Annotated in this window: 12 protein-coding genes and 1 pseudogene; 3 read left to right on the plus strand and 10 right to left on the minus strand. The window is 57.3% G+C overall.

The window, feature by feature from the left end; all coding sequences use genetic code 11:
• Positions 1–6: 6 nt before the first annotated feature.
• Positions 7–1,929 (minus strand): pseudouridine synthase, encoded by a 1,923-nt coding sequence (locus BLM14_RS14085; protein WP_099999950.1) that lies wholly within the window; start codon positions 1,927–1,929, stop codon positions 7–9.
• Positions 1,930–2,027: 98 nt separating this feature from the next.
• Between BLM14_RS14085 and BLM14_RS14090 the strand changes: the two genes are divergently transcribed.
• Positions 2,028–2,459, plus strand: a complete 432-nt coding sequence (locus tag BLM14_RS14090) for a nucleoside deaminase (RefSeq protein WP_099999952.1) — start codon at positions 2,028–2,030, stop codon at positions 2,457–2,459.
• On the opposite strand, the gene BLM14_RS14095 is transcribed toward BLM14_RS14090, so the two are convergent.
• From BLM14_RS14095 to BLM14_RS14125, 8 genes and pseudogenes are all read right to left on the minus strand, one after another.
• Entirely contained in the window at positions 2,456–3,442 is a 987-nt protein-coding gene (locus tag BLM14_RS14095) for an Lnb N-terminal periplasmic domain-containing protein (protein ID WP_099999953.1), read from the minus strand. The genes BLM14_RS14090 and BLM14_RS14095 overlap by 4 nt on opposite strands.
• Positions 3,443–3,547: 105 nt before the next feature.
• Entirely contained in the window at positions 3,548–6,310 is a 2,763-nt protein-coding gene (locus BLM14_RS14100; RefSeq protein WP_162293159.1) for an autotransporter outer membrane beta-barrel domain-containing protein, read from the minus strand.
• Between the two features lie 625 nt (positions 6,311–6,935).
• Complete coding sequence (locus BLM14_RS14105) at positions 6,936–9,179, minus strand: autotransporter family protein (RefSeq protein WP_237143373.1); 2,244 nt, start codon at positions 9,177–9,179, stop codon at positions 6,936–6,938.
• A gap of 111 nt (positions 9,180–9,290) precedes the next feature.
• A pseudogene (locus BLM14_RS32675) lies at positions 9,291–9,419 on the minus strand (hypothetical protein); the annotation flags it as partial.
• Positions 9,388–10,632, minus strand: coding sequence for a hypothetical protein (locus BLM14_RS14110; RefSeq protein WP_133123962.1), 1,245 nt, complete (start codon positions 10,630–10,632; stop codon positions 9,388–9,390). The gene BLM14_RS14110 and the pseudogene BLM14_RS32675, both read right to left, overlap by 32 nt.
• A gap of 666 nt (positions 10,633–11,298) precedes the next feature.
• Positions 11,299–11,970, minus strand: a complete 672-nt coding sequence (locus tag BLM14_RS14115) for a hypothetical protein (RefSeq protein WP_099999960.1) — start codon at positions 11,968–11,970, stop codon at positions 11,299–11,301.
• A gap of 194 nt (positions 11,971–12,164) precedes the next feature.
• Positions 12,165–15,083: an isoleucine--tRNA ligase gene (gene ileS / locus BLM14_RS14120; protein ID WP_099999962.1), complete on the minus strand. Its 2,919-nt coding sequence runs from the start codon at positions 15,081–15,083 to the stop codon at positions 12,165–12,167.
• Positions 15,080–15,268, minus strand: a complete 189-nt coding sequence (locus BLM14_RS14125) for a hypothetical protein (RefSeq protein ID WP_099999963.1) — start codon at positions 15,266–15,268, stop codon at positions 15,080–15,082. Before BLM14_RS14125 ends, ileS begins: the two co-directional genes overlap by 4 nt.
• A gap of 177 nt (positions 15,269–15,445) precedes the next feature.
• On the opposite strand from BLM14_RS14125, the gene BLM14_RS14130 reads away from it, so the two are divergent.
• Together BLM14_RS14130 and BLM14_RS14135 are read left to right on the plus strand one after the other, a co-directional pair.
• The gene (locus tag BLM14_RS14130; RefSeq protein ID WP_099999965.1) at positions 15,446–15,628 is read left to right on the plus strand and encodes a type II toxin-antitoxin system HicA family toxin; all 183 of its coding nucleotides are present in this window, start codon (positions 15,446–15,448) and stop codon (positions 15,626–15,628) included.
• A 14-nt stretch (positions 15,629–15,642) separates the two neighbouring features.
• Positions 15,643–16,035 (plus strand): type II toxin-antitoxin system HicB family antitoxin, encoded by a 393-nt coding sequence (locus BLM14_RS14135; protein ID WP_099999967.1) that lies wholly within the window; start codon positions 15,643–15,645, stop codon positions 16,033–16,035.
• 3 nt (positions 16,036–16,038) lie between these two features.
• Here the strand turns inward: BLM14_RS14135 and BLM14_RS14140 are convergent, their stop codons facing one another.
• Positions 16,039–16,881: a MipA/OmpV family protein gene (locus BLM14_RS14140; protein WP_099999969.1), complete on the minus strand. Its 843-nt coding sequence runs from the start codon at positions 16,879–16,881 to the stop codon at positions 16,039–16,041.
• Positions 16,882–16,939: the final 58 nt, after the last annotated feature.

Genomic DNA, 16,939 nt, shown 5'->3' on the forward strand with positions numbered 1-16,939 from the left:
ATGCCCTTAAGATTTAGGCTTGTTGCCACGCGGCGGGCGACCTGCACCACCACCGGGGCCACCACGTGGCGCGCCCCCACGAGGTGCACCTTTCGGGCCGCCATAAGGCCGGTCGCCGCTCTTACCGTCCTGACGGCCAGGCGCACGTGTCGGCTTGCCGCTGGCGCCGTAGGGACGTTCGGAACGGGTTGGCCGCTCCGACTGGACTGGTTTGTCGCCCCGAGCTTCGCGCTCTTTCAATTCGGCACGTTCGCGCTTGCCTACGCGTGGCGGGCGAGCGGGACGCGCGTCTTCGCGTGCACCTTGCGGGCGATCCGATCCGAAAGCCCGCTTCGGACGCTCTGCCCTGTCATCATCACCGCGCGGCGGGCGCGGAGAATAGCTGCGCGGCTTGTCGCCGCCGGCAAACCCACCGGCAGGACGGTCCGTTCTGGACCTGTCGCGATCTTCCCGATCCCCGGCGGAGCGTTCACTGGGAGAACGGGCCGGGCGAGCCGCACCTTCACCGAAACGCTTTGGCTTGTCGGTGCTCGCGCCTTCGGCACGGTTGCGCTGGTTGCGCGATTCCACGGCTTTGGCTCGCGCCGCACCCATGGGACGGGCACCCGGCGCCATCCAAACATTGGCCGAGCGGGATTTTCGTGGAGCAAGTGCCTCGTCTTCCTTGCGCTCGCGATCCGCTTTCGATGCGACGCCGCCGCGTGGCTTTTGCTCACCGTCGCGGGGCGGCCGGGCTGGCCGCTCATCGCGAGGTCCTCGTGCTGGCCGCTCATCGCGGCTCGCGCGCGGCGCAGCCGGTCGATCCGTAGGGGCCGTCGTCCAGCGGGAAAGATTCTCTTCCCGCTGTTCATCTTTGGATTTACGCGGCGGGCGTTTCTTGGCCACCGGAGCGCTCGAAATCCATTCGGATGAGCGGCGCACAGGACGTTCGCGTGCCTCGGCAGATGGCTGCTGCACGGCTTCGCCCTTCACAGCGTCATTTGAAAACACATTTATGATCGGTGCATCAAAATCCGCACCCGACTCTTCGATCAGCCGTTCGCCGAGCTGGTCGCGCAAGGTGCGGCCGTTCATTTCCCGTACCGATCCTTCCGGCAGGTCGCCCAGCTGGAACGGCCCATAGGAAATGCGGATCAGGCGATTGACCGAAAGTCCGAGCGCGCCGAGCACATTCTTGACCTCGCGGTTCTTGCCTTCGCGCAGCCCAACCATGATCCAGACATTCGAGCCCTGTTCGCGCTCCAGCGTCGCTTCGATTGCACCATAGAAAACGCCATCGACAGCGATGCCGTCTTTCAGTGTATCGAGCTTTTCCTGGGTGACGCTGCCATGGGCGCGAACGCGGTAACGGCGCAACCAGCCGGTGGAAGGCAATTCCAGCGCGCGGGAAAGTCCGCCATCATTGGTCAGAAGCAAAAGGCCCTCGGTATTGATATCGAGCCGGCCAACGGAAAGAACACGCGGCATATCCTTCGGCAGCGATTCAAAGACCGTCTGGCGCCCTTCCGGGTCGCGATTGGTCGTCACCAGGCCGGCGGGCTTGTGATAGAGCCACAGGCGCGTGCGCTCCTTTTCCGGCAGCGGCTTGCCGTCCACTTCGATACGATCGGTGCGCAGAACGTTGATGGCCGGGCTTTCCAGCCGCTTGCCATTGACGGAAACGCGGCCGGCGGCAATCATGGTTTCGGCTTCGCGGCGCGAGGCTATGCCAGCACGGGCCAGACGCTTGGCGATACGCTCGCCGTCTTCTACGGGAGCTTCGTCATGCGATGATTTGCGTGCTTCAAAACCGCGCTTTGCGGGAGCGGCATCATCGAACTTGTGGGGCCCCTTGGAACCAAAGCGGCCACCACCGCCGTCCTTCTTGTCGAAGCTGCGCTTTTCAAAGGGGCGTTTGCCGCCCTTTTTGTCGTCATTTGAACTTGTCATGGAATGTTTGCCTTTCAGCAGGGCTCACTACCAGCTATGAGGTGCTCTTGCGAGTAAATTCTGGACGATGAGACGGCGTGAAACAAAAAACTGACCCAATGAGTGTGGCTTTGACTGAGGCGCATCGCGCGGCGGCGCGCGGCGAGGTGCCCATCGGTGCCGTTCTGGTCAAGGATGGAACCATACTCGCCAGCGCGGGGAACCGCACGCGTGAGTTGAACGATCCCACCGCCCACGCGGAAATTCTCGTTATTCGCGAAGCCTGCCGCGTTCTCGACAATGAACGCCTCTCGGGTTGCGATCTCTATGTAACGCTCGAGCCGTGCACCATGTGCGCCGCCGCGATCTCGTTCGCCCGCATCAGGCGGCTCTATTACGGTGCTCAGGACATCAAAGGCGGCGGAGTGGAAAACGGAGCCCGGTTTTATGCGCAGCCCACCTGCCTCCATGTGCCGGAAGTCTACTCCGGGTTCAAGGAACAGGAGGCGGAAGTCATACTCAAGGAATTCTTCCGCACCAAAAGGTTCTAGTTTTCAACACGGATTTTCGTGGAGAAATCCGGATCATTATCGGCATCCAGGGCGCGCTGGTTGATCAGGGCTGATTTCACCACCTCATCCAGCGGCTTTTGCCGGTCGATTGCGCCAAGGTCGTAAAGATAGCCCGGCAGATAGCCCGAGAGGACAATACGATAATCGAGGGGAATATCCGGCGTTATCGCACGCACCATGTCGAAAATTACGGTCGTGCAGTTGGCCGTTATCGTATTGTAGAACTTTGCAGTCGTTGCCAGTTGGTTGGCATTGTTAAGATAGGACAAGAACAGCGCCTGGCGCATCTCCGGCTTGAGGTTGATGCGGTAGCGATAGACGTCTTCCTTGCGGATATTGGTGCGCAGGCGAATGATATCGCGCTCGTCGGCGGCGATCATGGCCAATTCGAACTCCTTGAAGAAGCCGCCAATTTCCGAGAACTGTTCGTGACGTTCCTTGCGGATTTCGGCCGAAAAGACAACGTGGTCGCCGTTGTTGAAGCCGAAGCTGACCAATGTATGGGCGATGGCAGGATTAGACCAATAGGACAGAAATATATCGACGGACGCCAGATCCTGAAGATCATAGGAACGGACTTCCCAACGCGGGGAGAAATCCGTTGGCGTACGCCATTCGAAATTGCGCACATTGGCCAGCGTCACGTGGCTGCCATTGAGCGTGCCTGTGACGGTTTGCGCCACATCTTCAGCCCAGATCCGGTTCAGGGATGGCGTGATCGTGTTCCACCAGTATCCAAGACCGATCATGACCGGCACAAGCACGATCAAGGCACGGCGGGGGCGGCCCCTGAACTCAAGCCACAGAACTGCGAAGGCGGCACCTGCCCAAAGGATAAGACAGCCAATGTTTCCTGCAACGCCAAATGGCAGCTGATACCAGAGCGCAAATCCGCCCCAGACAAAGGCAAGCAACGTGAACAGGACAAGCAGGATCAGTCCAAGAAAGCGCAGGATGAACAATTGTTTGCGGTCCTCGATTGGAAGGATGGAAGCGACGCGTTTTCCTTATAGAGGAAAACAATGGGCCGAGGCATCCATCCGTTCCAAATTTTTGCACGAGGTGGATTAGAACCGCACGGTCAAATCCGCCCGGAAGCCGTGATCCTGAACCTCGCTGGCAATCTGCCCCTGGTAAGACAGGCTGAAAGTTGTGGCCGGAGCGAGATCGACATCGAACCCCACCTCCAGCAGCGCCGCATCACGCGCTATCGGAAGTCCCGAAATCTCGAAAACATCCATTCCCGTAAATGACAGGCGCGACATTGGCGTGACATCGCCGAAGGCATGTCGCCAGCCCAACATTCCGTGGAGGGTCGCTTCGGCGGAGCCAAATGACAACGGCGTCGAAGCGCGGAGCCCAAGGGTGGAGAATGTCATGTCTGTGTTCGACGAACTGCCCGAAAGCGCCGCCGTGCCGCCTGTTTCGCTGAACCCGTCGAGATGCAGATTGGCATAGGCGAGATTGGCGAAGGGTTCCAGTTCGACACTTCCGGCCTTGATCCGGTAGCCGAGCTCGCCGAAGACCTGGGCCGTCCCGCCATCGTAATCTGCGGTCAGACGTTCCTGCGATCCCGTGAACTGGACCAAGCGGTCGGTGCTGATATCGTGCCACGTATAGCTTGCGCCGGACCGCAGACTGAGAGCTCCGAACTGTGCTCCACCGTAAATGCCAAGATGGATGTTATCGACGGAGGCCGAGGCCCCAAGGCCGGATTCATCGATGCTGGTGTGACTATAGCCTGCAAGAATGCCAAAACGGGTATGATCCCCGATCGGAGCATCACCGCCGATAAGGAAGCCACCCAGGGAGCGGTCCACGCCGGGTACGCTATCATTGCTGTTCCAGTCTGCCCATGAACCGAAGCCCTGTCCCCATAACGCAAAGCGATCGGTCGCTGCAGTTCCAGGTTCGGCGCCGTCTGGGCCGTAGGCCAGAACGGGCATTGGCACCGCGGCAACATTGCCGAAAGCGGCGCGCAGCCGGTTATTCTCGGCATCCCTAATGAACCTGCTGTCATCGAGCAGCACACTAGCCACGGAGACATGGATTTCCCCCGGAAGTTGGGCAATGGTCACAGGCGCGGTTGCAGTGTCGAGCCCTAGCAGATTTCCGACCAGAGGATGATCACCGTCTGGATCCTTCGCCATGAAATCGTCAATGGACCACGCAGCGCTCAGCTGATTGGGCGTTTTTGCCAGATCCGAAATGACAATATCATTGCGGCGCAAGGTCAATATGACATTGTTCGGGTCATAAGTGAGGAACTCATCAAGGAACTGCAGATTGGACGCGACATCCAGGAATTGAGTGCCATTCAATCCGCCTGCAGCGGAAAGAATGGTGTAGTCAGTCTGCACCCGCCACGTGCCTGCTGACGCGATTACTTCAACACGTCCGTCCAGCGTGGCAACACCGGAGACGAGTGTCTTGTCATTGTTGCCCGCCGGATCAACCTCTAGGAGATAGATGGATCCCGGATTGAAGGTAAGATCGCCATCCACGGTGATTGTGCCGATGGAGTTACCCGGTGAAAGCACGCCGCCATTGCTAACAGTAGTGGACCCCACAGTACCGATGCCGCCGAGCAATCTGCCAGAGCCAACATCGATCACCCCGCCGAGCGTACCGTTAACGATAAGATCGCCCCCGATGGCATGGGTGTTACCGGTAAAGGCGCTGCTGTCGCCCGTCAGGATTGTCGTGCCGGATACCATATTCAAACTTCCCGCACCGCTCATACTTGGCGAGAATACGTAAGCGTTCTGTATGTGATCGAAATTGATCGTACCTGTGCCCTGCCCGAAAGCGATGCTATCGCCCTGCAAGGTGCCGCCATTGAGATTGATCGTGCCGGTGCCCTGCCCGAATGCGATGCTATTGGTCTGCAGGGCGCCGCCGACTTCAAGATTGATGGTGCCGATTGCTGCCGGTTGTACGGCGATACCGATTGATCCGCTGCTCACCACAGCGCCGTCGCCGACTGCCAACGTCCCATTGCCCCGCGACCCCACATTAAGCACATTGCCGGCCGCCAGGGTCGATCCGGTTACGTTGACCGTGCCGGTTCCCGCACCCGGAAGGATGCCCTGTGAGGCAACACCCTCTCCCCCACCGATTTCCGTGAGTCCGGAACTGAACACAGAACCGCCATCCGCGATGGTCAGAGAACCGGTGCCGCCCAGCCCGACGAAAAGGTTCTGGCCTGCATCCAATACGGCATTGGTTCCGTGGACCGTGACTGTCCCATCACCGTCCGGCAGCCTTCCGATCGCAATTGCCACGGAGCTTTGGACCGTACCGCCATCGGAGATCTCCAATGTGGCCGTTCCGTTCTGCCCGACGCTCAATCGCTGGCCGGTGTCCCAGAGAGATCCTGGATCGGAAACACGAACGACGCCTATGGCGTCTGTGCCGAATCCGATTGCTGACCGGGGAGCGGAGCCATCAAGCGCAATGCCATCGTTGATGACCCTGGCACCGTCCTCAATGGTCAACGAACCTGTTCCCTCCTCGCCGATTGTGAGGAGATTGCCAAAATTGAATGTAGAACCTGGTCCGGTCACGATGACATCGCCGACGCTTCCGGGGAATAATCCAATACGGGAATGCTTGAAGGACCCGGTAGGATTATCGGTCCCTAGAGTGACAATCGCACCACCGCTGATAGACAACGCGCCTTGTCCGGAGGCGCCAACATAAATCACATATCCTGCATTCCAGGGGTTTGGCTTGGTACCCACGCCCGTATCAGGGTCGGTAAGCACGTCGCCGCTCACCACAATCTCCTGAGCCCAGCTGCTGTCCGCCAGACCCACGATGACCAGCATGGTCAAGCTCCCCGCGAGGAGCTTTCTTCGAGCAGCTTTATCAAGCCTGACGGCCAAGCACCGCATCATCATAATAACCTTGTCAAAATGGCATCGCGGGATTGGCGTACAGCATTCATGCTGATCGTGCGGCTGCCTCAGGCGGCCTTGCATCATGGCAAAGTATAAAAAGCCAAACCAACACCCGAAACGAGCGTTCAAAAGGAGCCTACCGCAGTAGACTTGCCGTTACTTAAATCAGGAAATTGCAGTATACCATACTATAGTAGTAGAACAATTAGCATAGTAAGAGCTCAACCTGGACGCGCAGATCAGGTCGCGGCGGTTGCACATCGTCCCCAAAACGTACACTCTCCCGCGAGCAGGAGAGCGCTCAACCTGTGATCTGTGGTAGATGAATGCTACACGTGGTGTGCGCCAAGCCGGCGCTTTGAGTGTTGTTTCGTTGTCACCAATCCAACAATTTCCAAATATATTGTACCCAATTTGTTGTATTGCGCCGCCTTATAGTTAACGGATCTGGTGACAGTCAATACTACCTTAGTAGCATTGACTGTATTTATTATTGCCTGCGAAATGTGAGGCACCCGCCTGCTACCGACCAAAACTATGGAATTTCATTCGGTCAGAACCTCACATTGAGGTTGGCCTTGAAGCCGTGATCCTGAACCTTGCTGGCGATCTGCCCCTGGTAGACAAGGCCGATTGTCGTGTTTTTCGCTACATCCATGTCAAATCCTGCTTCCAGCAATGCCGTATCGCGCGCGATTGGCAGACCCGAAACATCGAAGGTGCCCGCTCCCGCGAAGGCATTGCTTGAAACCGGGGTGATATCTCCATAGGCATGACGCCATGCAGCTGTTCCCCGCAGCGTCGCATCGGCAAAACCCAATGACAGCTCGGTCGATGCGCGCAGGCCGAGCGTGCTGTAGGTGACGTCATTGGTCGATGCGCCACCGGAGAGCGCCGCCGTTCCGCCAGTCTCGGCGAAACTGGCGGAGCGCAGATTGGCATAAGCGAGATTTGCAAAGGGTTCGAGGTCGACACTTGCGGCTCTGATATTGTAGCCGATCTCACCAAAGGCTTGTGCGGTTCCCGCATGATAGTCGGCGCCGAGATATTCCCGCGTGTCGGTGAACTGCACCTGGCGCTCGATGCCGATATCGTGCCTGGTATAGCTGGCACCGGAGCGCAGCTTCACCGCGCCGAGTTCTGCGCCGCCATAGACATCAAGATAGTAACTGTCCACCGAGGCTGATGCGGCAAGGTCCGGTTCATCAAGCTTCGTGTGGCCGTAGCCGCCAACGAGGCCGAGGCGGACATGATCGCCAATCGCCGCATCGCCGCCGGCAAAGACACCGCCGATGGAGCGGTCAAGACCGGCGAAGGCCTCATCGCTCTTCTTGTCTTCCCACGAGCCAAAGCCCTGAGCCCATAGCGCGAACCGATCGGTCGTGGCGGCCTGCAGTTCGGCGCCTTCCGGGCCGAAGGCCAGCACCGGCACGGGCACGGACGATACGCCAAAGGCCGAACGCATCCTGTTGTTGACGGCCTCGTTGATGAAGCGGCTGTCCTCGAGCAGCACACCCGCCAGCGAGGGGTAGATCTTGCCTTGAAGCTGGGCGATGGTGCGGTCCGGGTTCTTCTCGTCCACCGGCACTTCGAGGGAGAGGATGACGGTATTGGCATCCGGATAACCGATGACCGGTTTGAGAAAGGCCAAATTCGCGGTGACGCCGCTGAAAAGCCCCGAAACGCCGCCGGTTGAGGTCAGGATCGTATAGGTGGTCGTCGGCTGCCCATTGCCGCTATCCGCCTCAACCTGCACACGTGCACCATTCAGCGATGCGGTACCCGAAACCTCACTCTTGTCACTGGTGCCATCGGCACTGGTTTCGACCAGATAGGTCGATCCGGGGCTGAAGGTGAGATCGCCATTGACATGGATCGTCCCCATGGAATTGCCGGGCGCCAATATCGCCAGATCCTCGATCGTCGTTGAACCCACAGTGCCAATACCGCCAAGCACGCCGCCGCCCAGCACATCGAGCGTACCGCCAAGGACGCCATTGACGGAAAGAATGCTTTTATCGAAGACCTGCGTCTTGCCGTTAAAAGCGCCGCTGTCGCCGCTCAGAATGACATGGCCGGAAAGGACATTCAGATTGCCATAGCCTTCCATGGCCGTTGCGAAGGCATAATCGGCTTTCGAATCAAAATTGAGCGTGCCATCGCCATCGCTGAAGGTCAGAAGGTCAGTGTTGAATGTACCGCCCTCGTTGATATTGATGGTGCTGGCGACATCGTCTGTGACCGCAAGTATCGTTGCTTGGCTATTTACCACGCCACCATTGCTGATATTGAGCGTCCCGCTGCCCGCGTCACCGACAGTCAGAACGCCTGTTGTAGTCCATTGCGAACCTGCTCCGCTGACGTTGACACCACCAGCAAAGTTGGTGCTATTTCCAATGGAAGATGATGCGCCGACGCTGACAACACCGCCATTCGTGATGTCGAGTGAGCCGTCAAGGGTCATATCCGTGCCGGTAGATAATTTTGACCCTACCCCATCTACCTGGACGGTACCTAGTGCGCTCACTTTTGTCATCCCGGTATTGTTGACGGCGCCGCCGTGGGTAATGGCCAAACTGGCAGTCCCGTACTGGCCGACAAGCAGGATGTCGCTTGTCTCCAATACAGAATTCATGCCCGTCACCTCTGCAACGCCTGAACTTCCATCCCGTACGGCAAGGAAAGTTCCCGTTGGTGCGTTGACCTTTCCACCCTTTTCAATGATCAAAGTACCAAACCCGAAATCGCCGATTGCGATCCCGTAGTCTGAGGTCCAGGATGAACCCGGACCTGTCACGCGCACAGTTCCGATACTTCCCGGCCTGGCGGCTATTTGTCCTGTTCCTGCATTCCGGACCGTGCCACCGTTTTCAACAGTCAAATCTCCGATGCCAAAGTTTCCAATAGTCAACCCGACATTATTTGACCCTTCGTGTGGTGCGCCGCCCGAAATCCAGGATGAATTTGTGCCCGTGACTACAACTGTTCCTATGCTGCTCACCGCATCACCGATTGTCGCGCGGCCCCACACCGCCATTTTCAATGAACAGATTTCCCCTGCCCCCGCCGCCAATTATCAGACCAGTAATGCCCGCCTCGACCTCAGACCATTGTGAGCCCGGACCGGTCACGCGCACCGTACCACTGCCACCGGCCTCTTGGCCGATAATCGCCTCTTGCGCGTGAGTAAGAGAGCCACCACCCTGGATCGTCAGCGTGCCGTTGCCAGCGCCTCCGACTGTGAGAGCTCCATCCGTCTTCAACGAGCCGCCCGCGCCGACAATAACCGTACCGGTCGAGCCTTCCCGCTCCGCGATCACTGTCGATTCGCTGGTTACCGACCCACCATCACTGATATTCAGCGTGCCATTGCCGAATAGCCCCACAGTGAGAACGTTGCTGTTCAAAGTGCCATCCGCAGTAATCGTCGCGGTGCCATTGCCAATCGACGAGCCAATATTATCGAGTCCGATTATCATCGATTGACTGGTCACCGCACCGCCATCCTTGACTATCAGCGTGCCGCTGCCCGTATCACCAACAATGAAAAGAGAGCCGATATTAACAAGGCCCTCGTCGCTGATAGTCAACGTTCCTTTCCCCTCGTTCGCTACGATGAACTCAGGAGTTTCCAAGACAGAATTCTTGCCGGCTACATTCACCTCACCTTGAGTTCCCGATGAATGGCCTATCGTTATCCAATTTTTTGTGCTTACTCGTGCGCCATTTTCAACCGTTAACACTCCACCATTTTTGGTATTGCCGATCATCATCCAGCTGTCGACAGACCAAGCCGAATCCGGACCTATAACGTGTACTGTTCCGATGCCCCCTCCACTTGAACTGATCGTTGCAGTTTGAACATTATCGACAACACCACCGTCCTTGATCACCAGGGTTCCAGACCCGTTATCGCCAACCACTAAATCTTCGTTGATATGCCATGGGCTCGGATGATCGCTTGTCGGCTGCGTGGAAATGATCACTGTCGCCCCACCGTCGATGATCTCATCCGCCGCAAAGGCCGCATTCCCCATGGCGGCGAGCGCAAGGCCGGAAACTGTGATCAGGAGGAGTTTGCGCTTTGTATTGATGCTGGAGCGCCGGATGAGCGAATTATGGCTTTTCATTTTCAAAATCACCTTATCAAAATCGGCATTTTGAACGTGCGAACCCTGGGCCCCGGCAACGTCAGGTTGTCCAGGACACCCGCGTCGTCGTGGTGAAAAATCGCCAGAAAAAATGCCCAAATTACTTTATTGGGAAAATATATCCAACTTATTGGGACTGAAAAATAGGGACCAATTTGTCGAGTATGATCCGTGTAGGCCGATCAAAAAAGCTTAGTCAATTAGACCTTGGTAGCGTTGCAGAAACATCAATTAACTATCATAGGTTGTATTATTATTGCGAAACCAGGCCGAAATCAACCGGCATTAACCGTCTAAAACCGGTTTGAAATCAAATGGTTTGATGGGATCGAGACCAGTTTCGGCGGCAGGCGCCAAACGACCTGATTGAGTGCTAAAAAAGCCACCGAACTTTGTTCGGCCACTACACCAGAAAAGATGAAATGGACATCACCGTGGCAAACAAACCGCATCTGGATAGCTGGTTTGTCAGGTCGTGTCAGGTTGAATGGAGCACCTGTATTTACTGATCGAAGTACGATTCGAGACTTGGGGATTTAGTTTCAAATACAATTATACACGTGTAGCCATTTTATACTTTACGCATGTAAATTTATATTTGAACGCTTGAAAGACGCCGAATGCCCTAGTGAACAATCAAGTACGGCGAGTCGGCCGACATCCGGCTCCGCTTCAACAAGATTGCGGGCATAAATGCTTGGTCGCACCGGCGCCCCGCGCGGTCCAGTGATGTGCCAGAAACGGATTTAATGGAAAATTAGCGCCTTATTCCCAGGGAATGAGGTTGCGCCAGCTGAAGCCCTTGTCCTTGCGGGCTGCGGCCTTGCGCTCGCGCTCTTTCTTGGCTTCGTCCTCGCCGAGTTCATTGGTGGCAGCTGTTGACGCTGGAGCACGGTACTCCAGCGGCGGCTCGCTCAGATAGCGGCGTGTCGTCGGTGATCCCGCTGTTGCCGCGAGCTTACGCGCACGAAAGTCAGCGCTCTGATCGGTCTGCCCGTGCGGCACAACCTTTGGGGTCTTGTCGCCGAAGAAGCCGTAATCGGACGCGTTCGTGTCCTGCTTGGCAAGAGGCATATCGTTCTCGACCTCAGGCGTGAAGTTCGGATTGTTCTGATTGGCTGTTGCGGTATCGCGAATACGCTTGCGCCGCGCCTCAGGCGATTCCGGCCAGGCAGAACTGTTTTCCGCTACAACATTGTTTTGCGGCGCCGGCAATTGCGCTGCCTTGCCCTGGGCAGGGCGGACAAGTTCCGGGCGGGGATTGTAGGCAATCTCGTTTCGCTTCTTCGGTCCGAACGACGCGAGGTTCGACATATCGTCCAGCAATTGACTACCGGAGGTCTTGTCCGTGCCATAGGTCGGCGAGGAAACGCAGCCACCAAGCGCCAGCGAGGCGACCAATGCACCCAGAACCGTAATACGTCCGTTCAAATCCATACTTGCCACTTCCAACGAGAGCCTTGAGCAGATTACGCTGCTGATCAAATTTGCTTGATCTATGCCCTGCCTCCAAAATCAGGCAGTTCAATGGCAAGCCTTTTACATGAGGCAAACCATATTAAGCAAGCCGATGGCAGTTATTGTTAAGAATTAGAGCGGATCACGAAAAATCGCGACCCGCCTTTCCGAGTTTAAACGGCGAGCTTTCCGAGTTTTGCAAGCTCGTGCAGGGCGGCAGCGTCACGGGCCGAGACGTCCGGGTAGACCGAGTCCAAGCCGACATCATGGGTATAACGCCATGAACGGGCGCATTTCGTACCTGAGGCTCGTTCCGATAGAATCGCAACGCCTTTGACGTCATCCGCCACGAATGCTTCCGCAGGGGCCGCCTCACCCTTGATCGTGATGGCGCTGGTGATGCAGATCTCGGCCATGTCGAGATCCTTCACGGCGCCAAGCAGTTCCGGATCGGTGATGAAGACGACTGGGGCCGCTTCCAGCGACGAGCCTATGGTCTTCTTTGCGCGTTCGAGTTCAAGCGCTCCCGTAACAACACGCCGCACGTCGCGCACCTTGCGCCATTTGGCGGCGAGCTCATCGTTCTTCCACTCCTTCGGCGTATCCCGAAACTGCTCAAGATGCACCGATACGGCACTCTTGTGCAGGTCGAGCCATGCTTCCTCTGTGGTGAATGGCAGCATCGGCGCCAGCCATGTGACGATGCGATCGAAGAGATGGCGCACGACCTGCAGCGCTGCCTTGCGCTTGATGCTCGAGGGCGCGTCGCAATAGAGCGCGTCCTTGCGAATGTCGAAATAGAAAGCCGAGAGTTCGACATTCATGAAGTCGATCAGTGCGCGGGTGATGCGCTTGAACTCGAACGTATCGTAACCTGACCGCACGAGTTCATCGAGCTCGGCCAGACGATGCAGCATCAGCTTTTCAAGTTCTGGCATGTCCGCATAGGCAATCTCGTCGCCCTCATCATGGGCTAGCGTGCCGAGCATCCAGCGGATCGTGTTGCGCAGCTTGCGATAGGCATCGATATTGGTCTGGATGATGTTCTTGCCGAGGCGCTGGTCTTCCCAGTAATCCGTCGTCATGACCCAGAGGCGGAGAATATCCGCGCCGGAATCCTTGATCACGTCCTGCGGTGTGACCGTATTGCCGAGCGACTTCGACATCTTGCGCCCTTCCTCGTCCATGGTGAAGCCATGGGTAACGAGGGTGTTGTAGGGCGCACGGCCGCGCGTGCCGCAGCTTTCCAGCAGTGAGGAATGGAACCAGCCGCGATGCTGGTCCGAACCTTCAAGATAGACGTCGGCGGGCCACTTCAGGTCCGGGCGGTCTTCCAATGTGAAGACATGGGTCGAGCCTGAGTCGAACCAGACATCGAGAATGTCGCGAACCTGCGTCCACGGCTCGTTGGCCTTTTCGCCAAGGAACCGCTCGCGGGCACCTTCGGCAAACCAGGCATCGGCACCTTCCCGTTCGAAGGCTTCGAGAATGCGCCCGTTGACGGCGTCATCCTTGAGGATATTACCGTTCTCATCGGCAAAGACACAGATCGGCACGCCCCATGCCCTTTGACGCGAAAGCACCCAATCCGGCCGGTCTTCGATCATGGCGCGCAGGCGGTTTTGGCCGCCAGCTGGTACGAAACGAGTTTCGTCGATGGCAGCAAGCGCGCGGGAACGCAGCGTGGTCTGATCGCCGAGATCCTTGTCCATATAGACGAACCATTGCGGCGTGTTGCGGAAGATGACCGGCTTCTTCGAGCGCCAGGAATGCGGGTAGCTGTGCTTCAGGCGGCCGCGCGCGAAGAGCGCATTGCGGGCGATGAGTTCGTCGATGACAGCCTTGTTGGCATCGCCCTTCTTGCCATTATCATCGATGACACGTGCAGCTCCACCTTCGCGGTCCGGTCCAAAGCCCGGCGCGTCCTTGGTGTAGTAGCCTGCATCGTCAACCGCGAAAGGGATTGCAGGAGAGATGCCACGTGCTTCGAGGTCGCGCGCTGCGTTCATCCAGGCTTCAAAGTCCTCGCGGCCATGGCCAGGTGCAGTATGGACGAAACCTGTACCCGCGTCGTCGGTGACGTGATCGCCGTCCAGCATGGGCACGACGAATTCGTACCCCCCGCCAAAGCCTTCAAACGGATGGGCGAGAGCGATCGCCGCAAGCTCGTCAGCCGAGACAGTCCGGATACGCTTGAATGTCAGCTTGGCCTTTATCGCCGATTCCTCGGCAAGCGCATCAGCAAAGATCAGTTTCTCGCCTGGACGCGGCCCGAAATCATTCTCGACCGACTCCACTTCGTAAAGACCATAAGCGACTCGCGGCGAGTAGCTAACAGCGCGGTTGCCTGGGATGGTCCAAGGCGTCGTCGTCCAGATGACGACCTGCGCCGATGATAAATCAGACGGCCCTTTCACCACCGGGAACTTCACCCAGATCGTGTCGCTCTCGACATCCTGATACTCGACCTCGGCCTCGGCCAAGGCAGTGCGCTCGACCACCGACCACATCACCGGCTTGGAGCCGCGATAGAGCTGGCCGGACATAGCGAATTTCAAGAGTTCGCCGGCGATGCGGCTTTCCGCATGGAAGGCCATGGTCGTATAGGGATTTTCGAAATCACCCTCGATGCCGAGCCGCTTGAACTCACCTGACTGGATCTTGATCCAGTTGGTGGCGAACTCGCGGCATTCCTTGCGGAACTCGTTGATCGGAACGTCGTCCTTGTCCTTGCCCTTGGCACGGTACTGTTCCTCGATCTTCCATTCGATCGGCAGGCCATGGCAATCCCAGCCCGGCACGTAGTTGGAGTTGTAGCCGCGCATCTGGAACGAGCGGGTGATGACATCCTTGAGGATTTTGTTCAGCGCGTGGCCGATATGGATGTTGCCGTTGGCATAGGGCGGGCCGTCATGCAGGACGTAGAGCGGGCGCTCCCTGGCATCCTCGCGCAGCTTCTTGTAGAGGTTCATCTCCTGCCAGCGCGCAACGAATTCCGGCTCCTTGGCGGGCAGACCGGCGCGCATCGGGAAATCCGTCTGTGGCAGATAAAGTGTCTTCGAATAATCGAGTGTCGTGGACGTATCGGTCATTTTTCCAGCTTGTATAAAGGCCCGCGCGTGATCGCAGCAGGCAAGGATTTAGAGAAATCACAATAGACGCCAAAGCGCCGCCCCGGACCTTCCGCACCGCAAAGCCGAAGCTTCAGGAACGCGGCAAGGCCGGGCCAGTAATTCGTATCGCCTGAATAGGTATGGACTGCACGCAAGTCCAGCAAACGGTTTTCATGACCGCGCTTTTAGCAATGACGCTTGCGAGAATAAAGGGGCAGCCGCAATAAACTTCGTGTGCGCCTTTTTTGCGGATTTTGCGGGTTCGGTATTAGACCAATTTCCATCTTCCCTTAACAACTCTGTTGAGTGTGTATATATATACACACGGAGCGGAGCCGTAGATGGAACGCGACAGCCGGAAGATAATAAAGCGGCTAAAGGATGAAGGATATGAACTTATTTCGGTACGCGGTTCTCACCACAAATTCCGCAAGGGTGAAAAGACATTGATCCTCCCTCACCCGAAAAGGGACCTTCCGCTAGGGACGGCGCGAGCTATTGCGAAAGACGCCGGTTGGCTATGATAAGGGAGAATTAGATGCGGCACTACTTTGCCTTGGTGCACAAGGACGACGACAGCGCCTATGGCATGCAGTTTCCTGATTTTCCCGGCGTTTATTCAGCGGCCGATAGTCAGGATGAGATCATATTCAACGCCATTGAAGCGCTACGCCTTTATGCCGAAGACAGCGAATTGAGCGCGCCCTTGGAGCTGGAGACCGTGCTTGAGCAGAACGGTGTGCGCGAGCAATTGGCCGCGGGCGCTTATCTGGTCTCAGTGCCACTGATCGACAATGATACGGCGACTGTCCGGGTCAATGTCAGTTTCGAGCGCGGCGTCCTGCGCGCAATCGACGACACAGCAGGAAAACGCGGGCTTACCCGCGCTGCGTTCCTTGCCAGTGCTGCCAAGCAGGCTATCGAAGCGTAACCCTTAAAGAGAGAAATCGAAACGATAGGTCGCCTGGACGCCGAAAGTGGCCTGATTGGCGGAGCCGCGTTCTTTCACCAGGCTGGAGTCCGCTGCCGAACCCATCAAGCGGCTGTATTCGGCATAGGCGCTTGTAGTGATCTTTTCGGTCGTCTGCCATGTGATCTGGCCGCCGACGCCGAGCGATTTAAGACCGCCACCTGGCGAATATTGCGCAAGGCCGGAGGCTGCGGACTCGCTGGCATTCACGCCGTAATATTCCTTGAAATAGTCCTTTGTGGCGAAGGTTGCACGGGGCCCGGCAGACACACGGACGGTCTGCGTCAAATCCTGGAAGGCGTCGATCGCCACGTCGGCAACGACACCGTCATGTGCACCAATGCCGCGGCGCACCTCCACGCGACCGCGAATATTGTCCGTCGGGTAGAACTCGGCAAAACCACCCAGCTCGACACCCCAGTCGACATCGTTCAGGCCCTTGAGATCATCGGAATCACCATCATCACGGCCGGTGATCAATTTGCCGGTCAGACCGGCACGGAAAACGCCGGTATCGACGAAGCCCAATGACGCGTTATCATTGAGTGACGAGAAACGGACCGAGCTGCCGGCACGACCGAGGGAAATGACCGGGGCCGCTCTCAAAAGAAAATCCTTGGCGCCCTCATAACGCGGCGCGACGAAGCCTTTTGCGCCCAGCGTCAGATACCAGTCACCTGACCACCAATGCTCGCCGCGCGGGCTGCTGGTCGTCTGATTGTCAGTGTAATACTCATCGGCAAAAACTACTGTTGAACCCGCAAAGATCAATGCGCTCGAAAGAGCGGCAATAAAACGAATGGACATGAAATTACTCCGGAATCCTGCCTGGGAGGTGGCAAGCTTTGGCGCGAAGCTACTGAAA

Origin of the sequence: Phyllobacterium zundukense, from assembly GCF_002764115.1 — a bacterium.
Classification (GTDB): Bacteria; Pseudomonadota; Alphaproteobacteria; order Rhizobiales; family Rhizobiaceae; genus Phyllobacterium; species Phyllobacterium zundukense.

Coding starts and splice junctions, on each gene's coding strand:
- BLM14_RS14135 (WP_099999967.1), top strand. CDS start 15,643: ATGCGGCACTACTTTGCCTTGGTGCACAAGGACGACGACAGCGCCTAT.
- BLM14_RS14140 (WP_099999969.1), bottom strand. CDS start 16,881: ATGTCCATTCGTTTTATTGCCGCTCTTTCGAGCGCATTGATCTTTGCG.
- ileS (WP_099999962.1), bottom strand. CDS start 15,083: ATGACCGATACGTCCACGACACTCGATTATTCGAAGACACTTTATCTG.
- BLM14_RS14085 (WP_099999950.1), bottom strand. CDS start 1,929: ATGACAAGTTCAAATGACGACAAAAAGGGCGGCAAACGCCCCTTTGAA.
- BLM14_RS14090 (WP_099999952.1), top strand. CDS start 2,028: ATGAGTGTGGCTTTGACTGAGGCGCATCGCGCGGCGGCGCGCGGCGAG.
- BLM14_RS14130 (WP_099999965.1), top strand. CDS start 15,446: ATGGAACGCGACAGCCGGAAGATAATAAAGCGGCTAAAGGATGAAGGA.
- BLM14_RS14100 (WP_162293159.1), bottom strand. CDS start 6,310: ATGCTGGTCATCGTGGGTCTGGCGGACAGCAGCTGGGCTCAGGAGATT.
- BLM14_RS14115 (WP_099999960.1), bottom strand. CDS start 11,970: ATGGATTTGAACGGACGTATTACGGTTCTGGGTGCATTGGTCGCCTCG.